Origin of the sequence: Paraburkholderia kururiensis, from assembly GCF_034424375.1 — a bacterium.
GTDB lineage: Bacteria > Pseudomonadota > Gammaproteobacteria > Burkholderiales > Burkholderiaceae > Paraburkholderia > Paraburkholderia kururiensis_A.
On sequence record NZ_CP139965.1, the window covers coordinates 3,519,864 to 3,539,882 of the forward strand.

Consider the following 20,019-nt stretch of genomic DNA (forward strand, 5'->3'; position numbering starts at 1 on the left):
CAGCGAACCAGCAGCAAGTCCGCGCCGCACGTGCGACAGCGAGCGTCGGCTCATTTATCTGTTAGCTCATTCGCGAATTCATCCGCCCAGCCAGCCAGGAGCGCACCGCCATGACGCTACTTTCCGTGCTCGATCAAACGCCCGTGATCGCCGGACATTCGACGGCGGACGCCATCGCTGCCACCCTGGAACTGGCGCAACTCGTCGACGACCTCGGCTACACGCGCTACTGGTGCGCTGAGCACCACGGGCTGCTCGGCGTCGCGAATCCTTGTCCCGAAGTGATGCTCGCGCGGATCGGCAGCGTGACGAAGCGCATCCGCATCGGCTCGGGCGGCATCATGCTGCCTTACTACAGCCCGTTCAAGGTGGCCGAGCAGTTCCTCATGCTCGAAGCGCTGTTCCCGAATCGCGTCGATCTCGGCGTGGGCCGCGCGCCGGGCGGCGACATGCGCACCGCGCAGGCGGTGGCGGCGGGCGACTACAACCGCGGCGAACTGTTCGCGCAACAGGTGACGGACCTGGTAAGGCTCATGGATGGCACCCTGCCCGCCGACCATCTCGCTCACGGCGTCGTGCTCCAGCCGCAGATCGATACACGTCCGCAGCTGTGGATGCTGGGTTCCAGCGAATTCGGCGGCGCGCTTGCGGCGCAGCTCGGCATCCGCTTCGCGTTCGCGCACTTCATCAACGCGCACTTCGGTCATCTCGTCGCCAACGCCTACCGCGAGCGCTTTACGGCGGGCCACGAAGCGCAGCCGTGGCTTGCGGCCGCCGTGTTCGTGATCTGCGCGGACACGGAGCAGCAGGCCGCGGACCTGGAAAAAGCCGTCGACCTGCGCCGCGTGCAAATGGCCTACGGCCTGAATGCGCCCATTCCGAGCACCGAGCAAGGTCTCGCGCAGGAGTACGGCGAGCGCGAGCAGCTTGTGATCGACCGCGAAAAGCCGCGCAGCATCATCGGTACGCCGGAGAAGGTCACGGAAAGACTGTATGCGCTCCAGGAGCAATTCCAGGCCAACGAACTGATCGTGCTGACGGTTGCCGGCAGTTACGCCGCGCGCCTGCGTTCGTACGAGTTGCTGGCGCAGGCGTTCCAGTTGCCTCCCTGATGCGCTTGTTGCGGCCGACGAAACCTTTGAGATATCCACCTCCAACCAGAAACACCCATGAAACTCGACCTGAAGATTCTCGATGCGCGCATGCGCGACCAGCTTCCCCAGTACGCGACGCCCGGCAGCGCGGGACTCGACCTGCGCGCCTGCCTCGACAAACCGCTCTCGCTCGAACCCGGCCAGACCGCGCTCGTGCCGACCGGCCTCGCCATTCATCTCGCGGATCCGGGGTACGCGGCGCTGATCCTGCCGCGCTCCGGACTCGGCCACAAGCACGGCATCGTGCTCGGCAACCTCATGGGACTGATCGATTCGGACTACCAGGGTGAACTGATGATTTCGACCTGGAACCGCGGCCACACCACGTTCACGCTCAATCCGATGGAACGGCTTGCGCAACTCGTGATCGTGCCGGTCGTGCAGGCGCAGTTCAACATCGTCGACGAATTCGAGACGAGCGAGCGCGGTGCCGGCGGATTCGGCAGCACCGGCAAGCATTGAGAAAGGCCAATGTGGTGGCGCGTTGCGCCGCGAGTTACCGCTGCGGCGTGGGCCGCCGATACCACAGTGCATAAGCGGCCATCAGCACGACGAGGAACGCGAAGCCGTAGACGAGCGTCATCCTGAATTCACGCGTGAAAGCCGTAGCGATGAGCACGGCGGTCATCAGCACGGCGCCGGCCACGCTGCCCACCGGATGCAGGCGCATGCGAAACGCGGGCGCGGGTCCCGTGTAGCGGTGCCGAAAAAAGAGGTGCGTGACGAAGATCATGAGCCACGTGAACATCGCGCCGAACATGGCGATGGACATCATCAGCGGAAACGCGGTCTGCGGATACAGCGCGTTCACCACGGCCGCAACGGCAATGCCGATGGTCGAGAGCCAGAGCGCCGCGGTGGGCACGCCGTGCGGGTTGAGGCGCCCGAAACGCGCAGGCGCATAGCCGGCTCGCGAGAGGCTGAACATCATCCGCGTCGTGATATAGAGCTGGCTGTTCATCGCCGAAAGCGCGGCTACGAGTATCACGAAGTTGATGGCGCCGGCGGCGTAAGGCACCCCTGTCGCGGCCATTACCTTCACGAAGGGACTTTCGTCCGCGCCGGCCTGAGTCCAGGGCACGATGGCCAGCATCAACGCGAGCGTCAGCAGATAAAAGAGTGTGAGCCGCACGAGCGTGGCGCGAAAGGCGCGTGTGACGGCGCGCTGCGGATCGCGCGCCTCCGCAGCCGCAACGGCAATGGTCTCGACGCCGAGGTAGCTAAAGAGCGACACGACGGTGCCCACCCACACGCCCCACCATCCTTTCGGCAGCCAGCCGCCGTGCCCGGTGTAATTGGCGAGGCCCACACCGGAACCTGCGGGCGCCCTCCAGACAAACCAGCTACCCACCACGATGAAGGCTGCAATCGCGGCAATCTTCAAGCTCGAAAACGCGTATTCGATGGCGCCATACGCGCGCACGCTCATCGCGTTGACACCGATCAGCAGCGCGGAGAACGCGACGATCCACCACGCGCCGGGAATCGCCGGAAACCAGTACTTCATGTAGACCGCAATGGCCGAGACCTCGGTGCCCACGGCGAGCACGTAGGCGGACCAGTACGCATAGCGCACCACGAAACCCGCGAGCGGACCGATGTAATGGCCGGCGTATGCGCCGAACGAACCCGAGACCGGATGCGCGACCGTCATCTCGGCAAGGCTGCCCATCAGCAGCAGCGCGAGCAACGCGCCGATCGCGTACGAGACGAGCACCGCCGGCCCTGCAAATCCGATGGCAAAGGCGCTGCCGAGGAACAGCCCGGTTCCGATGGCGCCGCCAATAGCGATCATCGTCATCTGGCCTGCGCCCAATCCTCGCTGCAGCCCCTTTTCGCGCTCGACAATCGAGTCGAACGTATCGCGTTCACGTGTAGACAACTCTAAAACCCTTGCAATGTGCACCTGGCGGGCCCCGTGCCCGATTGAGCCGCTCTCCACCGGCGAGGAGATTCGCGCAAGCAGGCGCACAAACAGAAACGGCGCGGGCCCAAGAGCCCGCGCCGTTTCGCGATGGACAGTTCCGGAAACGAACCGCTTATTCTACTTCGACCGCCTCCGGATTCGGATTGCGCGGCGCCGGATGTTCGTCGAACGTCAAGGTGACCTTGTCGTTCTCGTCCACGTCGACCGTCACACGGCCGCCGTTCAGCAGTTTGCCGAACAGCAGTTCGTCGGCCAAGGCGCGACGGATCGTGTCCTGGATCAGCCGCTGCATGGGGCGTGCACCCATCAGCGGATCGAAGCCGTGCTTCGCCAGATGCTTGCGCAATGCGTCGGTGAAGAGCGCGTCGACCTTCTTCTCGTGCAGTTGGTCTTCGAGTTGCATGAGGAACTTGTCGACCACGCGCAGGATGATCTCTTCGTCGAGCGAGCGGAAGCTGATGATCGCGTCGAGCCGGTTGCGGAACTCGGGCGTGAACATGCGCTTGATGTCCTGCATCTCGTCGCCCGTTTCACGACGGTTCGTAAAGCCGATCGACGACTTCTGCATGGCTTCGGCGCCCGCATTCGTCGTCATGATGATGATGACGTTGCGGAAGTCAGCCTTGCGACCGTTGTTGTCGGTCAGCGTGCCGTGGTCCATGACCTGGAGCAGCACGTTGAAGATGTCCGGATGCGCCTTCTCGATTTCGTCGAGCAGCAGCACGCAGTGCGGCTTCTTCGTGACAGCCTCGGTCAGCAGACCACCCTGATCGAAACCGACATACCCCGGCGGCGCGCCGATCAGGCGGCTCACCGCATGGCGTTCCATGTACTCGGACATGTCGAAGCGGATCAGCTCGATGCCGAGCGTGAACGCGAGCTGGCGCGCCACTTCGGTCTTGCCGACGCCGGTCGGGCCTGAGAACAGGAACGCGCCGATCGGCTTGTCGGTCTTGCCGAGCCCCGCGCGCGCCATCTTGATGGCGGCGGAAAGCGCGTCGATGGCCGGATCCTGGCCGAACACCACGGCCTTCAGGTCGCGGTCGAGCGTCTGCAGCTTGCTGCGGTCGTCTTGCGACACGCTTTGCGCCGGCACGCGCGCGATCTTGGAAATGATTTCCTCGATCTCGGTCTTGCCAATGGTCTTCTTCTGCTTCGACTTCGGCAGGATGCGTTGCGCCGCGCCCGCTTCGTCGATCACGTCAATGGCCTTGTCGGGCAGATGACGGTCGGTGATGAAGCGCGCGGAAAGTTCCGCCGCGGCCGAGAGCGCACCCGACGAATACTTCACGCCATGGTGCTCTTCGAAGCGCGACTTCAGCCCGCGCAGAATCGCTACCGTTTGCTCGACGGTCGGCTCGGTCACGTCGATCTTCTGGAAGCGCCGCGAGAGCGCCGCGTCTTTTTCGAAGATGCCGCGATATTCCGTAAAAGTAGTCGCGCCGATGCACTTGAGCGTGCCCGACGAGAGCGCCGGCTTGAGCAGGTTCGACGCGTCCAGCGTGCCGCCCGATGCGGCGCCCGCACCGATCAGCGTGTGAATTTCGTCGATGAACAGGATGGCGTGCGGGCGCTCCTTCAGCTCCTTGAGCACCGTCTTGAGACGTTGCTCGAAATCGCCGCGGTACTTGGTACCGGCGAGGAGCGCGCCCATGTCGAGCGAATAGACCTGCGCGTCCGCGAGAATGTCGGGCACCTCGCCGCGCGTGATGCGCCATGCGAGCCCCTCCGCAATCGCGGTCTTGCCTACGCCGGCTTCGCCGACGAGAAGCGGGTTGTTCTTGCGCCGCCGGCACAACACCTGCACCACGCGCTCGACTTCCGCCTCGCGCCCGATCAGCGGGTCGATGCGGCCGTCTTTGGCCATCTGGTTCAGGTTCTGCGTGAACTGCGCGAGCGGCGTTTCCTTCTGCGCAGCCGCATCTTCCGACTCGGGATTGGCGTCGCTCGCCTTCGCCGCGTCGGTGCTGTTCGTCTTCGCGATGCCGTGCGAAATGAAGTTCACGACGTCGAGGCGCGTGACGCCCTGCTGCTGCAGGTAGTACACCGCGTGCGAATCCTTCTCGCCGAAGATCGCGACGAGCACGTTCGCCCCCGTCACTTCCTTCTTGCCGTTGGACGTGGACTGCACGTGCATGATCGCGCGCTGGATCACACGCTGGAAACCCAGCGTGGGCTGCGTGTCGACGTCGTCCGTGCCTGGCACGGTAGGCGTGTTGTCGTGAATGAAGTTGCGCAGGTTCTGGCGCAGGTCTTCGATATTGGCTGCACACGCGCGCAGCACTTCTGCGGCCGTGGGGTTATCCAGCAGGGCCAGCAGCAGGTGTTCGACCGTGATGAACTCATGCCGCGCCTGGCGTGCTTCCATGAACGCCATGTGCAGGCTGACTTCCAGTTCCTGGGCAATCATGCTTCCTCCATCACACACTGCAGCGGATGCCCGGCCTGCCGTGCGTGGGTAACTACTTGCTCAACTTTGGTCGACGCGATGTCCCGCGTGTAGACCCCACATACCCCCCGACCCTCACGATGGACCTTGAGCATGATCTGCGTCGCGGTCTCGCGATCCTTATTGAAATACTCCTGCACGATCATCACGACAAATTCCATTGGCGTGTAGTCGTCATTCAGCAGCACCACCTTATACATGGAAGGCGGTTTCAGCTTTTGTTCCTGCCGCTCCAGTACGGTGCCGTCCTGCTTGTCCGGGATAATCGCCATACACCCATTCTAAACAACTCGGGCAGGCCCGCAATCCTGCCGAAACCCGACCGGCCGGACGGCGACCGATGCACACGCACCCGGCATGCCAGGTCTCGTTCGCACCTTGCGACCAGACCGGCTGCGGCACCGGTCGTTCCGGGATACTCCCGCCCCTCGTCGCACCATGCGTCCGCGCCGGGGAGGTTCGAATCGAGTATCGCACAACCCGCGCCAGGGTGCCGGCCACAAAAAATGCCGCTGAAGCACCTGCCGGCGCGTCCCTCGCGACACAGTTGCGCGCTCTTGAACACACCTATGCCATATGCGTGGATTATGCGGGTTTTCAAGTCAGACAGCTTGCGCCACCGCACATAAGAAAAGCCGTGGAAACCCTGGAAACCGATCCTTTTACAACGCTGTTGGCGCCCCCACAAAATGTGCTTGACACTTGAATAAAGAGACTCAACAATCAAGCTGGCACTTTTTTCAACTGCCTCATATTTTCGAAAAAATGCCGTTGGTGAGCTTGTGAGGAGGGGACGGCCGCTTACGTGGCCGTCAAGCTTTTCGAGCGTGCTCGTGGTAGTGACATGAGTTACAGGGGAAGTTGGTATGGCAACTGGTACGGTCAAGTGGTTTAACGACGCGAAAGGTTTCGGATTCATTACGCCCGACGAAGGCGGCGAGGATCTGTTTGCTCATTTCTCGGCTATCCAGATGAACGGTTTCAAGACCCTCAAGGAAGGCCAGAAGGTAAGCTTCGAGGTCGTGCAAGGCCCGAAGGGCAAACAGGCATCGAACATCCAGGCAGCCGCCTGAGACGGTTCGATCCCGCTCCTCGAAACCCGGCTTTGGCCGGGTTTCTTTTTTTGTGCGCCGGATCGGTGCGCGGTACGACTCCAACACATAGCCAGATACGGCGCGTGAGCAACCACTTCTCTTTTATCGACGATCGCAAACCCGCTGGGTTCCCGTCGAAAACGTTTTCGTCTCGTTTAACAGCGTCATCGTGACAGGCGTGCAAATGAAACACCCCGCATGCGCGGAGCGCAGGCGGGGTGTGAGTCACGGTGCCGGGACAGGGCACCGGAGCAAAACGAAGACGTGGAATGCGAAGTTCGCGCCGTCGTCGGAACGCCGCCCCGCCCGATAGGCGAAGGCGACGTGCGCCGATTACATGTTTTCGATCAGCACCTGACCGAAGCCCGAGCAGGAAACCTGCGTTGCGCCTTCCATCAGACGCGCGAAGTCGTACGTCACGCGCTTCTGCAGAATGGACTTTTCCATCGCCGAGATGATGACGTCGGCCGCTTCGGTCCAGCCAAGGTGGCGCAGCATCATTTCCGCCGACAGGATCTCCGAACCCGGGTTCACGTAGTCCTTGCCTGCGTACTTCGGCGCCGTGCCGTGCGTGGCTTCGAACATCGCGACCGAGTCCGACAGGTTCGCACCCGGAGCGATGCCGATGCCGCCCACCTGCGCTGCCAGCGCGTCGGAGATGTAGTCGCCGTTCAGGTTCAGCGTGGCGATCACGTCGTATTCGGCCGGACGCAGCAGGATCTGTTGCAGGAACGCGTCGGCGATCACGTCCTTCACGACGATTTCGTTGCCCGTCTTCGGATTCTTGAACTTCATCCACGGGCCGCCGTCGATGAGTTCCGCGCCGAATTCCTTCTGCGCCAGCGCGTAGCCGTAGTCACGGAAAGCGCCTTCCGTGAACTTCATGATGTTGCCCTTGTGGACGAGCGTGACCGAGCGGCGATCGTTGTCGATCGCGTACTGGATCGCCTTGCGCACCAGACGCTCCGTGCCCTCGCGCGAGACCGGCTTGATGCCGATGCCCGACGTTTCCGGGAAGCGGATCTTCTTCACGCCCATTTCTTCACGCAGGAACTTGATGACCTTCTTTGCCTGCTCGGACTCGGCCGCCCATTCGATACCGGCGTAAATGTCTTCCGAGTTCTCGCGGAAGATAACCATGTTGGTCTTCTCGGGTTCGCGCACCGGCGAGGGCACGCCCTTGAAGTACTGCACCGGGCGCAGGCAGACGTACAGGTCCAGTTCCTGGCGCAGCGCGACGTTGAGCGACCGGATGCCACCGCCCACCGGCGTGGTCAGCGGGCCCTTGATCGACACAACGTATTCCTTGAGCACTTCAAAAGTCTCTTCCGGCAGCCAGACATCCGGGCCGTAGATCTTGGTCGCCTTCTCTCCGGCGTAGATTTCCATCCAGTGAATCTTTTTCTTGCCCGCGTACGCCTTCTCGACCGCCGCGTCGACCACCTTGATCATCACCGGCGTGATGTCGAAGCCCGTGCCGTCGCCTTCGATGTACGGAATGATCGGCTGGTCGGAAACGTTGAGCGAGTAATCCGCGTTGACAGTGATCTTGTCACCGCCGGTCGGAACCTTGATGTGCTGATACGGCATGATCGACTCCAGTGATGGCTGTGCTGGTGGAAGCGGTTTGGGCCTGCGGAACCGGGGCGCGGCCTGCCGGCAACAAGCCGGCGGCGCGGGACTGCTGGCGGTCGGCAGCCTGAGCGCAACGGCTGCCTTCGCGTGGAGTGCGCCGGTCTGCCTCACGCGGCCAGGCCGCTATTCTAGCCCACGCTGGAGCGAGAACGCGGCGCCGGCACGCATGCCGCCATGCCACAACGCGACGGGACCGCAACCCACGAACACGATGCGCCATGCCACACCTGTTGCCCGGTTCAGTCTTGAGTCTTATATAAGACAAAAGAGTTGGCGTTTCATATTATGCATTAATATCTCGTCATTTGCCATAGAACCACCCGCCGGCAGCCCATCCCGGCGACCTTCGGTCCCGCCTCATCGCATGCGTCTCATCGCTCTCAACAAGCCGTTCGGCACCATCTGCCAGTTCTCGCCTCACGAAACCCGGCCGTCGCTGGCCGACTGGGTGAAGGTGCCCGGCGTGTATCCCGCCGGCCGGCTCGACGCCGATAGCGAAGGTTTGCTGCTGCTCACCGACGACGGCGCACTGCAGACGCGCATCGCCGAACCACGCCACAAACTCGTGAAGCGCTACTGGGCCCAGGTGGAAGGCGCACCGGACGAGGCTGCGCTCAAAGCACTGGCGCGGGGCGTCGATCTGGGCGACTACGTGACACGTCCGTGTCGTGCCGGATTCGTGGAACCGCCCGCGACGCTCTGGCCGCGCACGCCGCCCATTCGCTATCGCGCAGCCATTCCGACCACCTGGATCGAGCTCGCGATTACCGAAGGCAAGAACCGTCAGGTGCGACGGATGACCGCGGCCGTGGGCTTTCCCACCTTGCGGCTCGTGCGCGTGGGCATCGGCGCCCTCGACGTGTTCGCGCTCGGCCTGCAGCCGGGCGAGAGCACGGACCTGCCGCCGCGCGCGCCGTGGGACGGCGTCTGATACCCCGGATAACGGTGTCGTGACGAGCAAACATTGGTTACAACAACACGCGTCAACCGGCTCGCGGCACGACGCGTTATTGCTCGCAGATGCCGCCCGAAGCTATCCGGCATTCAGCCTTCAGGTCCTTCCCGCCAGCCTCACAGGCGCGCGAGACGGTTCCGACCGCTGGCAGCAGCAAGGACAAATTTGTCCCTGCCACTGTCAACCGAAAGGTGGATGGCACGTTTACCGTCGTGACTCAATGACCGGGTCACTTGGTTAATTAACTCAAGCTGAGGATTCAAAACATGAACAAACTGATCGCCGCTCTGGTCGCTGGCCTGTTCGCAACGGCTGCATTCGCTCAAGCTTCGGCTCCGGAAGCTGCTTCGGCTGCTCCGGCTGCTGCTTCGTCGGCTCACAAGGCGAAGAAGGCTCACAAGAAGTCGCACAAGAAGGCAGCGAAGGCTGAAGCTGCTTCGGGCGCTTCGGAGTAAGCACGCTGTAAAAACGCAGTCAAGAACACGCAGTTCTGCCGTTCTTACGGCGTTGAAAGGCAGATCACCCTCGAGGCGATCTGCCTTTTTCTTTTGGGGTTGCCGCATCTGGACCGTCGCGTCTCATCCCGATGCACGGCCGCGTGCTTCGTCTTTTGACCCATCTTGACGCGCTCGCGTAACATGCGCGGGTTACTCTTTTCGACCAAGGAGCCTTCTCGTGCGAATCTTCCTGCGCTCGCTGATCGCGCGCCTCGCATTGGCCGCTGTATTGCCCGTTGCTGCCGTGTCGTTTGCCCTCGCCGGCGCGGGTAACGCCGAGGCGCAGCAGATGCCGCCCGGCGCGAAGCAGCCCAGCGAGTTCCCACGCGTGAAACTCACGGTGGGCATGTTCGTCGTCGATGCTGCGGTCGCCGCCAACGACCCCGACCGCGAGCAGGGCCTCATGTATCGTACGCAGCTCGCACCGAACGAAGGCATGCTGTTCGTGTTCAACGAGAACGCGGTGCATTGCTTCTGGATGAAGAACACGCTGATCCCGTTGTCGATCGCATTCATTCGCGCCGACGGCACGATTACCGACGTCGATGAAATGCAGGCCGAGACCACCAACAACCACTGCCCGCGCAACAACGGTGTCTATGCACTCGAAATGAGCAAGGGCTGGTTTCAGTCGAAGGGCATCAAGCCCGGCATGAAGATTCAAGGGCTGCCCCAGCCGCAATAAGTTGCAGCGACGCGAGCGGACGCCCTGCGCGCGCCTCGCATCGTTCGGACGAATGGCCATGTCGCGGTTCGTCGTGAAAAGCCGGTGATCCAACAGGCACCGGCTTTTTTTGCGCCGGTGCGTTTTCTGTCAGCAGCGCATCCATCGACCCCACGAGCTCAGGCAAGCTGTTTGCGACATAGCCCGGCCGGCGTTGCTCGCCGTACCGCTGTCATGGCCTCCAGGGGCGCTCGCAGCGGGCGCGCCCGCCTGGCAAGAACCCTGCAAAAGCCCGCACCGCGCGCTATGCTAGTAGTCTCGGTTCGCGAGCCTGATCGGCCCGCGGCCCGCCGTGCAGACCGCAGCCCGCGCCGCGGTTTGCCAGAGAGACTCCACCGGCGCGCCATTCCAAGGAGATAAACGTGCCCCGCAAGACTCCCATCGAGCGCTATCGCAACATCGGGATCAGCGCTCACATCGATGCCGGCAAAACGACCACGACCGAGCGCATCCTGTTTTACACCGGCGTGAATCACAAGATCGGCGAAGTGCACGACGGCGCCGCCACCATGGACTGGATGGAGCAGGAGCAGGAGCGCGGCATCACGATTACCTCCGCGGCCACCACGGCGTTCTGGCGCGGCATGGCGAACAACTATCCCGAGCACCGTATCAACATCATCGACACCCCGGGCCACGTCGACTTCACGATCGAGGTGGAGCGTTCCATGCGCGTGCTCGACGGCGCGTGCATGGTCTACGACTCCGTGGGCGGCGTGCAGCCGCAGTCGGAAACGGTGTGGCGCCAGGCGAACAAGTACAAGGTGCCGCGCATTGCGTTCGTCAACAAGATGGACCGCGTAGGCGCGGATTTTTTCCGCGTGCAGCGGCAGATCGGCGAGCGCCTTAAAGGCGTGGCCGTGCCTATCCAGATTCCGATCGGCGCTGAAGATCACTTCCAGGGCGTGGTCGATCTCGTGAAGATGAAGGCCATCGTCTGGGACGACGAAAGCCAGGGCGTGAAGTTCGAGTATCAGGACATTCCGGCCAACCTCACCGACCTCGCCCACGAGTGGCGCGAGAAGATGGTGGAAGCGGCGGCGGAAGCGGACGAACAGTTGCTCGAGAAGTACCTCACCGATCACGAAAGCCTGACCGAAGACGAGATCAAGGGCGCCTTGCGCAAACGCACCATCGCCAACGAAATCGTGCCCATGCTCTGCGGCAGCGCGTTCAAGAACAAGGGCGTGCAGGCCATGCTCGACGCCGTGATCGACTACCTCCCCTCGCCCGTCGACATTCCCGCGATTCTCGGCCACGACGTCAACGACAAGGAAGCAGAGCGTCATCCGAGCGACGACGAGCCGTTCTCTGCGCTCGCCTTCAAGATCATGACCGACCCGTTCGTCGGCCAGCTGATCTTCTTCCGTGTCTACTCGGGCGTGGTCGAATCCGGCGACACTGTGCTCAACGCCACGAAGGACAAGAAGGAACGCCTCGGCCGCATCCTGCAGATGCACGCGAACGAGCGCAAGGAAATCAAGGAAGTGCGGGCGGGCGACATCGCAGCGGCCGTGGGTCTCAAGGAAGCGACCACGGGCGACACACTGTGCGATCCGAACAACATCATCATCCTCGAGAAGATGGTGTTCCCGGAGCCCGTGATCTCGCAGGCCGTCGAACCGAAGACGAAGGCCGATCAGGAAAAGATGGGCATTGCGCTCAACCGCCTCGCGCAGGAAGACCCGTCGTTCCGCGTGCAGACCGACGAAGAATCCGGCCAGACCATCATCTCCGGCATGGGCGAGCTGCACCTCGAAATCATCGTGGACCGCATGCGCCGCGAGTTCGGCGTGGAAGCCACTGTCGGCAAGCCGCAGGTGGCGTACCGCGAAACGGTGCGCACCACGGCGAAGGATGTGGAAGGCAAGTTCGTCAAGCAGTCGGGCGGTCGCGGCCAGTACGGTCACGCCGTCATCACGCTCGAGCCGCAGCCGCCGGGCAAGGGCTACGAGTTCGTCGATGCCATCAAGGGCGGCGTGATTCCGCGTGAATTCATCCCGGCCGTGGACAAGGGTATCCAGGAGACGCTGAAGAACGGCGTGCTGGCGGGCTACCCCGTAGTCGATGTGAAGGTCACGCTCACGTTCGGTTCGTACCACGACGTCGACTCGAACGAAAACGCCTTCCGCATGGCCGGTTCCATGGCGTTCAAGGAAGCCATGCGCCGCGCAAAGCCCGTGCTGCTCGAACCCACGATGGCCGTGGAAGTGGAAACGCCCGAAGACTTCATGGGCAACGTGATGGGCGACCTCTCCAGCCGCCGCGGCATCGTGCAAGGTATGGAGGACATCGCGGGCGGCGGCGGCAAGATCGTGCGCGCCGAGGTGCCGCTCGCGGAGATGTTCGGTTACTCCACGACGCTGCGTTCGCTCACGCAAGGCCGCGCCACCTACACGATGGAGTTCAAGCACTACGCCGAAACGCCGCAGAACATCGCGGAAGCGGTGATGAGCGCGAAGCGCTAAGCCTCGCTCGACCGCTCATGGAGGCCTGCGTGCAGGCCTCCATGCAGCCTCTCCAGGCCGGACGACGCCCTCCGGCGCCTCCCTCTCCTTCCAGCGAGCACAGCATGAGCCACGACCATGACGATCATCGCAACCCTCGAGACGATGCTGCGGCGCCGGACTGGCGCGACAACGGCGTCAAGGTGATTCGCGGCGATCAGCTCGACGTCAACACGGCGCAGACGCCGGGCATGGACCGCGCCGTCGCCATCAACGCCGCGCGCGTGGGCGCGCAAAAGATCTGGGCCGGCACGGTGAGGATTCATCCGGACGCGAAGACGGGAGCCCACCATCACGGCCCGCTCGAAAGCGTGATCTACGTGATCCGCGGGCGCGCTCGCATGCGCTGGGGCGAACACCTCGAATTCACGGCTGAAGCCGGTCCCGGCGACTTCATCTTCGTGCCGCCGTTCGTGCCGCATCAGGAGATCAATGCGAGCACCGACGAGCCGCTCGAATGCGTGCTCGTGCGCAGCGACAACGAAACGGTCGTGGTGAATCTCGACATCGACGCAGTGGAGCAGCCCGAAACCGTCTATTGGGTCGATCCGATCCACAAGCATCCGCACGAGCACTGAGCGCCGCTGCGGCAGCGGTTTTTCCATCACGACGCGGCCCGTTCCGGATTGCGGGCCAATCGCTTACACTGAACCCGCATTCGTCATCGCAATACCGCTCTTCTGCTGTCGTTTGCTGACACAGGCTGCGCCGCACCCCGCGCAAGACGTGTGGCAGGTACCCTGCGCCACCCGCGCACGCACTCCGACAAAACACGGAACAGAACGGAACCCTTATCGATGAAGACTCCCGCGGATCCCAGCGTCGTCCTCGAATTGCTCCGACGCCACGCAGATGGCCTCGGCAACCACGCAATCGACGAATTCCTCGCGGGCCGGCTCAGCCGCCGCGAGTTGCTGCGGCACGCCAGCGTAATCGGTCTGGCCTTCGTGGGCGGCGGTCTGCTCGCCACGCCGCGCGCCCGCGCCCAGGGCTCGCCGGGCAACCAGACGATCCGCGTGGCCCATCTGATGCCTGCGGGCGCCGTGGACCCGCTCACCGTCACCGATGCGGGCGGCCTGTGCCTGCTGAACCAGACCGGCGAGTTCCTCGTCAACGACGACGAGCACAGTACGCTGCAGCCCGCGCTGGCGCTTGCCTGGCAGCCGAATGCGAAGGGCGACGTGTGGACCTTCAAGCTGCGCCAGAACGTGAAGTTCCACGACGGCGCGCCGTTCACTGCGAAAGACGTGGTGGCCACCTTCGACCGTCTCGCCGACCCCGCAGCGGGGTCGGCGGCCCTGTCGGTGCTGAAGGGCGTGCTCTCGAAGGGCGGCACGAAAGCCATGGACGACCACACCGTGGCCTTCCACCTCGACGCGCCGAACGGCAACTTCCCGTACTACGTCTCTTCGGACAACTACAACGCGGTGATCCTGCCCGCGAGCTACACGGGCAACTACGAGAAGACGTTCATCGGCACCGGGCCGTTCAAGCTCGAAAAGTACCAGCCGAAAGTGGGCGCCTCGTTCGTGCGTCATTCCGACTATTGGGGCGACAAGGCACTGCCGCAGCGCGTGCAGTTCTCGTTCTACGCCGACCAGCAGTCGCAGATCCTCGCGCTGCAGGGCCGCCAGGCCGACGTGATGGGCACCTTCACCGTGCAGGGCGGCACGGGCATTCTCAACAATCCGGAGTTCAAGGTGGACGGCGTGCGCTCGAGCGCCCATCGCCAGATCCACATGCGCACCGACAGCCCGCAGTTCAAGGACAAGCGCGTGCGCCAGGCACTGGCGCTTTCCATCGACCGCGAAGTGATGGTGCGCGGGCTGTTCCGCGGCCGCGCCGTGGTGGGCAACGACAGCCCGTTCGCGCCCGTGTTTCCGTCGTCGGATACATCCGTGCCGCAGCGCAAACTCGATGTGGCGAAGGCGAAGGCGTTGCTCGCGCAGGCGGGCGTGGGACACGGCTTCGACGCGCCGCTCACCACCGAAAAGTACATGGAGATTCCCGACCTCGCCGTGGTCGTACAGAACGCGGCGAAAGCGATCGGCGTGCAGCTTGCGCTGAAGGTGGAGAGCCAGAACCAGTACTACGGCGCGGGCACGTTCGGCAAATCGGACTGGCTCGACTCGCCGCTCGGCATCACCGACTACGGCCATCGCGGCGTGCCCAACGTGTTTCTCAACGCGCCGCTCACGAGCGGTGGCACGTGGAATGCTGCGCACTTCAAGAATCCGCAGTACGACCAGCTGGTGGCGCAGTTCGTTGCCGCGCTCGACGTCGCGTCGCAGAAGAAGATCTCCGGACAGATCCAGGCGCTTCTGCTCGACGAAACGCCGGTGATCATTCCGTACTTCTACGACCAGTTGATCGCGCGCCGCGCCGCGCTGAACGGCGTGCATTTCACGGCCATCGCGCAGCTGTATTTCGACCGCGCGGTGTTGACCGCCTGACGCGCCGGGCGTGAAGCGTATGAGGCCCGTACAGCCCGCCGCGGCCGCAAAGACACGCTCGCGCCGTGTCGTGCGCGGCGAGCCCCAGCCTGCATGAGCGTGCCTCGGGACCTTCGATGTCGACCTCGGTCTTCTCTTCTTCTTCGCGCGCACGGCGCACCGCCAGCGGCAACGCCGCGCGCATCGCGCGTTTCCTCGCGACGCGCCTCGTGCTGTCGGCCATCACGTTGTGGCTGCTTTCCGTCATCGTGTTCGCGGGCGGCCAGCTGCTGCCCGGCGACATCGGCCGCGCGATTCTGGGTCCGCTCGCGGATGCACGTGCCGTGGCCGCGCTCGATCATCAACTCGGCGTGGATCGTCCGCTCGTCACGCAGTACGTCGAGTGGATCGCGCATTTCGTGCGCGGCGACATGGGTATTTCGTACGCCTACCGTGAGGCAGTGGGACCGTTCATCGGCGAGGCGCTTGCGCATTCGGCGAAGCTCGGCCTGCTCGCCTTCGTCGTGGTCGTGCCGCTCGGCATTGCGGGCGGCGTGTGGGCCGCGATGCACGCGGGCCGCTGGCTCGATCGCGTCATCAGCATTACAGGTCTCTCGGCCACGGTGGTGCCCGAGTTCGTTTCGTCGATCGCGTTGATCCTGATCTTCGGCGTGTGGCTGCGGTGGCTGCCCATCGAAGCGTCGTGGCCGCCCGATGCCGGCGTGCTCGAACAGTTGCGCCACCTCGTGCTGCCGGTGCTGCCGCTCGTCTTCGTGTTCTTCGGCTACATCGCGCGCATGGCGCGCGCGGGCACGGTGGAAGCGCTCGACGCCGACTACACGCGCACCGCCATCCTCAAAGGGCTGCCGCAACGCGTCGTGATCTGGCGACACGTGCTGCGCAACGCGCTCTTGCCCACCATCACCGTGGCCGCTACGCAGCTCGGCTACATGATCGGCGGCCTCGTGGTGGTGGAGACGCTGTTCCACTACCAGGGCATCGGCTCGCTTATCTACAACGCCGCGAAGGCGAAGGACTTCCCCATGCTCGAAGCGGGCGTGCTCACGATCGGTGTGGTCTACACCGTGGCCAATCTCGTGGCCGACGCGCTCAACGTGCTGCTCAACCCACGCCTGCGCGTGAGGAGCGCGCAATGAGCACGCTCACGCCGTCTTCGTCTTCTTCTACGACTCGCGCCGCGGCCGAACCGCGCTTCGAGCAACTGCGCGTGCTGCTGCGTTCGCCGTCGTTCGTGGCGGGGCTCGTCATCGTGACGTGGTGGATCGTCTGCGCCGTGGCGGGACCGTGGTTCGCGCCGCACGATCCCTACGCGTCGGACCCGCTCAATTCGCTCACCGCACCGGACCGCGCCCACTGGTTCGGCACCGACCAGTTGGGCCGCGACGTGTTCTCGCGCGTGATCGTCGGCGCGCGCGACATCCTCACGATCGCGCCGCTCGCCACACTGGCGGGCACGCTCGCGGGCACCGCGCTCGGCCTCGTGGTGGGCTACTTCGACGGCTGGGTGGACAACGTGATGGGCCGCGTGATCGACGCCGTGCTCGCGTTGCCGCTCGTCATCGTCGCGCTGCTCGCGCTCGCGGCAGTGGGCGCATCGAACTTCACCGTGATCCTCGTGATCGGCATCACGTTCACGCCCATCACGGCGCGCACCGTGCGTGCCGCCGTGTTCGCCGAACGCCACCTCGACTACGTGGCCGCGGCCCAGCTACGCGGCGAACGCGCGCCCTACATCATGTTCGTGGAGATTCTGCCCAACGTGCTGCCGCCCATCGTGGTCGAAGCCACGGTGCGGCTCGGCTATGCCATCTTCGCCGTGGCCACGCTGTCGTTCCTCGGCTTCGGCATCCAGCCGCCTTCGGCCGACTGGGGCCTCGCGCTCTCGGAGTCGTACACGTTGATGGCCGGCGGCGCGTGGTGGACCGTGGTATTCGACGCGCTCGCCATCGCCTCGCTCGTCGTCGGCGTGAACCTGATGGCTGACGGCGTGCAGGGAGTACTCGACCGATGAACGGTTCGACGAGCGATGAACCGAATGGCGTGCCGACAGGCACTCGCAGTCGCGCGCAGAACGACGCCGATACCGCACGCTCCACGCCGCCGCCCGCGCCGTTCCCCACGTTCGGCGCCGCGAAAAGCGAGCGCGCCGACGCGCTCGCCATTGTCGGCCTGACCGTCACCTACCGCATTCGCGGGCGCGATCGCGAAGTGCTGCACGACGTCTCGCTGCGCGTGCGGCGTGGCGAAGCCTACGGGCTCGTGGGCGAGTCGGGCTGCGGCAAGTCCACGGTCGCGATGGCGACGCTGCGCTATCTGCCGCGCAACGGCAAGGTGAAGGCAGGACGCATCGCGATTGGCGGCGAAGACGTGCACGCACTCGACGCGGACCGGCTGCGCGTCATGCGCGCCAATGCGATCTCGATGGTGTATCAGGACCCGGCACGTGCGCTGAACCCGTCGCTCACCGTCGCGCGCCAGGTGGCCGAGGCGTTCGAGGCAGCGGGCGCCTCGCGCGCCGACGCGCTCGCGCGCACGCCGGACCTGCTGCGCCGCGTGCGCATCGCGGAGCCGGAGCGCGTGATGGACAGCTTCCCTCATCAGCTCTCGGGCGGCATGCAGCAACGCATCGTCATCGCGATGGCGCTGGCGTCGAACCCTGCCCTGCTGATTCTCGACGAACCCACCACCGGACTCGACGCCACGGTGGAAGCCGAAGTGCTGGACCTCATCGCGCAGCTGCGCGCGGAACTCGGCATGGCCGTGCTCTTCATCAGCCACAACCTCGCGGTGATCGGCCAGATGTGCGAACGCGTGGGCGTGCTGTACGCGGGGCGGCTCGTCGAGGAAGGCGCGACGCGCGACGTGTTCACGCGCCCGCGTCATCCGTACACGGTGGGGCTGCTGCGTTGCCTGCCCGCTCCCGGGCGCAGCAAGGACCGCGACCGGCTCGACACCATCGCGGGGCAACTGCCTTCGCCTGGCGACGCGCCGCCAGGCTGCATCTACGCGGACCGCTGCCGCCTCGCCGACGAACGCTGCCGGCGCGAAACCCCGCCGCCCTACCGCGTAAACGCGCCGCACGGCGAACAGATGGCGCGCTGCCACTATCATGAGCGGGCCATCGAGTTGCCTCGAGCGGCTACGCGTATTTCGCACGCAAGCCATGCGAGTGACAACGGCACACTCGAACGCCCGCGCAGCGACGCGCTGATCCTGCGCGCCGAGCGCATCTCAAAGACCTTCCGTGCAGGCGGCGCGATGGTACGCGCGGTGGATTCGGTCTCGCTCGATCTCGCAGCCGGCGAGACGCTCGGGCTCGTCGGCGAGTCGGGCAGCGGCAAGACCACGCTCGCAAAGCTCTTGCTCGGGCTGACGCCGCCCGACGAAGGGAGCGTCATCGAACTCGACGGCACGCCGCTGCCGCCGCGCGTCACGGCGCGCAACGACGACCAGGTGAAGTCGCTGCAAATCGTTTTTCAGAACCCCGATTCGGCACTGAACCGCGCGCATCCCGTGAAGCAACTGATCGGCCGGGCGCTGTCGCGACTCGGCTCGCTGCACGGTCCCGCGCGCGAAGCGCGGCTCAATGCGTTGATCGAGGCGGTGCGCCTGCCCGACCGCTATCTCGATGCTCGCACGCGGCAGCTTTCGGGCGGACTCAAGCAGCGCGTCGCCATCGCGCAGGCGTTCGCGGGCAATCCGCGCATCGTGGTCTGCGACGAGCCCACCTCGGCCCTCGACGTCTCCGTGCAGGCCGCCATTCTCAATCTGCTCGCCGACCTGCAACGCGAGCGCGGCGTGAGCTACGTGTTCATCTCGCACGACCTGCACGTGGTGCGCTATCTCTCGGACCGCATCGCCGTGCTCTATGTGGGCCGCCTGCTCGAAGTCGGCCCCGCCGCGGCCGTGTTCGACGGCCCGCATCATCCCTATACGGAAGCGCTGATCTCGTCGGTGCCCACGCTCGACGACGGTACGAAAGGCAAGCGCATCCGCCTCTCGGGCGACCCGCCCAGCGCCGCGTCGCCGCCGTCGGGCTGCGTCTTCCATACGCGCTGCCCACGCAAGATCGGCGCGATCTGCGAACAGGAAGACCCGCCCTTCACCGACGCCGGCGACGGTCATCGCATTCGCTGCCACATCCCCGTCGCCGAACTGCGCGCGCTTCAAAACGTTACGCGCGAGCGATAGAACCGCGCGCTTCGCGTTTCACCGCCGAAACGTTTTTCCGCAATTCCCGAGGGGTGCTGAGGCACTCTCGCGCCGGCCCCCATCTGTCACGCGCCTTTGCGGGCGGTGGCACATTTATCGCTAAACACCAGGCACGTCCGGCCCGTGAGTCGTATCGCGGCAGAGGCAAGCACAGGCCGCTGCACGTAACGGATGAACCACAAGAAGCGGGTTTCATGCAGATCGAGCCGCGCGCTGAAGGAGCGCAGCGCGCGGCACGACACGGGGACGGCAAAACCTGGAGATAACGGGCACGCCCTGCATGACGCAGCGAAGAGTTCCGGTTACGAGGCGCCGGCACTCAGGGAGAGAGAGAAGACCATGAAGAACAAGAAAATCGATCAGGACTGCCATGCGTTTAAATGGCAGAGAGTCGGGGTGGTTGCCTCGATGG

The 20,019-nt window shown here is 64.4% G+C and carries 16 protein-coding genes; 12 read left to right on the forward strand and 4 right to left on the reverse strand.

Going from position 1 to position 20,019, the window contains the following annotated elements:
• Positions 1–110: 110 nt before the first annotated feature.
• Together U0042_RS15660 and dut are read left to right on the forward strand one after the other, a co-directional pair.
• On the forward strand, positions 111–1,112 hold the full coding sequence (locus U0042_RS15660; RefSeq protein WP_114814713.1) for an LLM class flavin-dependent oxidoreductase: 1,002 nt from the start codon (positions 111–113) through the stop codon (positions 1,110–1,112).
• A gap of 57 nt (positions 1,113–1,169) precedes the next feature.
• Positions 1,170–1,616 carry a dUTP diphosphatase gene (dut, locus tag U0042_RS15665; protein WP_114814714.1) on the forward strand — a complete coding sequence of 149 codons (447 nt, stop codon included), beginning with the start codon at positions 1,170–1,172 and terminating at the stop codon, positions 1,614–1,616.
• A gap of 34 nt (positions 1,617–1,650) precedes the next feature.
• On the opposite strand, the gene U0042_RS15670 is transcribed toward dut, so the two are convergent.
• The 3 genes from U0042_RS15670 to clpS form a co-directional block, all read right to left on the reverse strand.
• Complete coding sequence (locus tag U0042_RS15670; protein ID WP_232833573.1) at positions 1,651–3,036, reverse strand: amino acid permease; 1,386 nt, start codon at positions 3,034–3,036, stop codon at positions 1,651–1,653.
• Between the two features lie 157 nt (positions 3,037–3,193).
• Positions 3,194–5,491 carry an ATP-dependent Clp protease ATP-binding subunit ClpA gene (clpA, locus tag U0042_RS15675; protein WP_114814716.1) on the reverse strand — a complete coding sequence of 766 codons (2,298 nt, stop codon included), beginning with the start codon at positions 5,489–5,491 and terminating at the stop codon, positions 3,194–3,196.
• On the reverse strand, positions 5,488–5,802 hold the full coding sequence (clpS, locus tag U0042_RS15680; RefSeq protein ID WP_017776808.1) for an ATP-dependent Clp protease adapter ClpS: 315 nt from the start codon (positions 5,800–5,802) through the stop codon (positions 5,488–5,490). Before clpS ends, clpA begins: the two co-directional genes overlap by 4 nt.
• A 594-nt stretch (positions 5,803–6,396) precedes the next feature.
• Here clpS and cspD point away from each other — a divergent pair.
• The gene (cspD, locus tag U0042_RS15685; RefSeq protein ID WP_017776809.1) at positions 6,397–6,603 is read left to right on the forward strand and encodes a cold shock domain-containing protein CspD; all 207 of its coding nucleotides are present in this window, start codon (positions 6,397–6,399) and stop codon (positions 6,601–6,603) included.
• Between the two features lie 354 nt (positions 6,604–6,957).
• On the opposite strand, the gene icd is transcribed toward cspD, so the two are convergent.
• Positions 6,958–8,214, reverse strand: a complete 1,257-nt coding sequence (gene icd, locus U0042_RS15690) for an NADP-dependent isocitrate dehydrogenase (RefSeq protein ID WP_114814717.1) — start codon at positions 8,212–8,214, stop codon at positions 6,958–6,960.
• Between the two features lie 409 nt (positions 8,215–8,623).
• Between icd and U0042_RS15695 the strand changes: the two genes are divergently transcribed.
• From U0042_RS15695 to U0042_RS15735, 9 genes are all read left to right on the forward strand, one after another.
• Positions 8,624–9,190 (forward strand): pseudouridine synthase, encoded by a 567-nt coding sequence (locus tag U0042_RS15695; protein WP_198665415.1) that lies wholly within the window; start codon positions 8,624–8,626, stop codon positions 9,188–9,190.
• Positions 9,191–9,480: 290 nt separating this feature from the next.
• Positions 9,481–9,669, forward strand: a complete 189-nt coding sequence (locus U0042_RS15700; protein ID WP_114814719.1) for a hypothetical protein — start codon at positions 9,481–9,483, stop codon at positions 9,667–9,669.
• A gap of 220 nt (positions 9,670–9,889) precedes the next feature.
• Entirely contained in the window at positions 9,890–10,396 is a 507-nt protein-coding gene (locus tag U0042_RS15705; protein WP_114814720.1) for a DUF192 domain-containing protein, read from the forward strand.
• A 401-nt stretch (positions 10,397–10,797) separates the two neighbouring features.
• The gene (gene fusA / locus U0042_RS15710) at positions 10,798–12,903 is read left to right on the forward strand and encodes an elongation factor G (protein ID WP_114814721.1); all 2,106 of its coding nucleotides are present in this window, start codon (positions 10,798–10,800) and stop codon (positions 12,901–12,903) included.
• Positions 12,904–13,007: 104 nt separating this feature from the next.
• Positions 13,008–13,520 (forward strand): cupin domain-containing protein, encoded by a 513-nt coding sequence (locus U0042_RS15715; protein WP_114814722.1) that lies wholly within the window; start codon positions 13,008–13,010, stop codon positions 13,518–13,520.
• A 219-nt stretch (positions 13,521–13,739) separates the two neighbouring features.
• The gene (locus tag U0042_RS15720; RefSeq protein ID WP_114814723.1) at positions 13,740–15,395 is read left to right on the forward strand and encodes an ABC transporter substrate-binding protein; all 1,656 of its coding nucleotides are present in this window, start codon (positions 13,740–13,742) and stop codon (positions 15,393–15,395) included.
• Positions 15,396–15,511: 116 nt separating this feature from the next.
• Positions 15,512–16,531 (forward strand): ABC transporter permease, encoded by a 1,020-nt coding sequence (locus U0042_RS15725; RefSeq protein WP_114814724.1) that lies wholly within the window; start codon positions 15,512–15,514, stop codon positions 16,529–16,531.
• Positions 16,528–17,406: an ABC transporter permease gene (locus U0042_RS15730; RefSeq protein ID WP_114814725.1), complete on the forward strand. Its 879-nt coding sequence runs from the start codon at positions 16,528–16,530 to the stop codon at positions 17,404–17,406. Before U0042_RS15725 ends, U0042_RS15730 begins: the two co-directional genes overlap by 4 nt.
• Positions 17,403–19,586 carry an ABC transporter ATP-binding protein gene (locus U0042_RS15735; protein WP_232833574.1) on the forward strand — a complete coding sequence of 728 codons (2,184 nt, stop codon included), beginning with the start codon at positions 17,403–17,405 and terminating at the stop codon, positions 19,584–19,586. The genes U0042_RS15730 and U0042_RS15735 overlap by 4 nt, the downstream gene beginning before the upstream one ends.
• Positions 19,587–20,019: the final 433 nt, after the last annotated feature.

Bases quoted from the DNA above. Each gene is read 5' to 3' on its own strand.
- U0042_RS15730 (WP_114814725.1), top strand. From the start codon at position 16,528: ATGAGCACGCTCACGCCGTCTTCGTCTTCTTCTACGACTCGCGCCGCG.
- U0042_RS15715 (WP_114814722.1), top strand. From the start codon at position 13,008: ATGAGCCACGACCATGACGATCATCGCAACCCTCGAGACGATGCTGCG.
- U0042_RS15700 (WP_114814719.1), top strand. From the start codon at position 9,481: ATGAACAAACTGATCGCCGCTCTGGTCGCTGGCCTGTTCGCAACGGCT.
- icd (WP_114814717.1), bottom strand. From the start codon at position 8,214: ATGCCGTATCAGCACATCAAGGTTCCGACCGGCGGTGACAAGATCACT.
- dut (WP_114814714.1), top strand. From the start codon at position 1,170: ATGAAACTCGACCTGAAGATTCTCGATGCGCGCATGCGCGACCAGCTT.
- cspD (WP_017776809.1), top strand. From the start codon at position 6,397: ATGGCAACTGGTACGGTCAAGTGGTTTAACGACGCGAAAGGTTTCGGA.
- U0042_RS15725 (WP_114814724.1), top strand. From the start codon at position 15,512: ATGTCGACCTCGGTCTTCTCTTCTTCTTCGCGCGCACGGCGCACCGCC.
- clpA (WP_114814716.1), bottom strand. From the start codon at position 5,491: ATGATTGCCCAGGAACTGGAAGTCAGCCTGCACATGGCGTTCATGGAA.
- U0042_RS15695 (WP_198665415.1), top strand. From the start codon at position 8,624: ATGCGTCTCATCGCTCTCAACAAGCCGTTCGGCACCATCTGCCAGTTC.
- clpS (WP_017776808.1), bottom strand. From the start codon at position 5,802: ATGGCGATTATCCCGGACAAGCAGGACGGCACCGTACTGGAGCGGCAG.
- U0042_RS15735 (WP_232833574.1), top strand. From the start codon at position 17,403: ATGAACGGTTCGACGAGCGATGAACCGAATGGCGTGCCGACAGGCACT.
- U0042_RS15720 (WP_114814723.1), top strand. From the start codon at position 13,740: ATGAAGACTCCCGCGGATCCCAGCGTCGTCCTCGAATTGCTCCGACGC.
- U0042_RS15660 (WP_114814713.1), top strand. From the start codon at position 111: ATGACGCTACTTTCCGTGCTCGATCAAACGCCCGTGATCGCCGGACAT.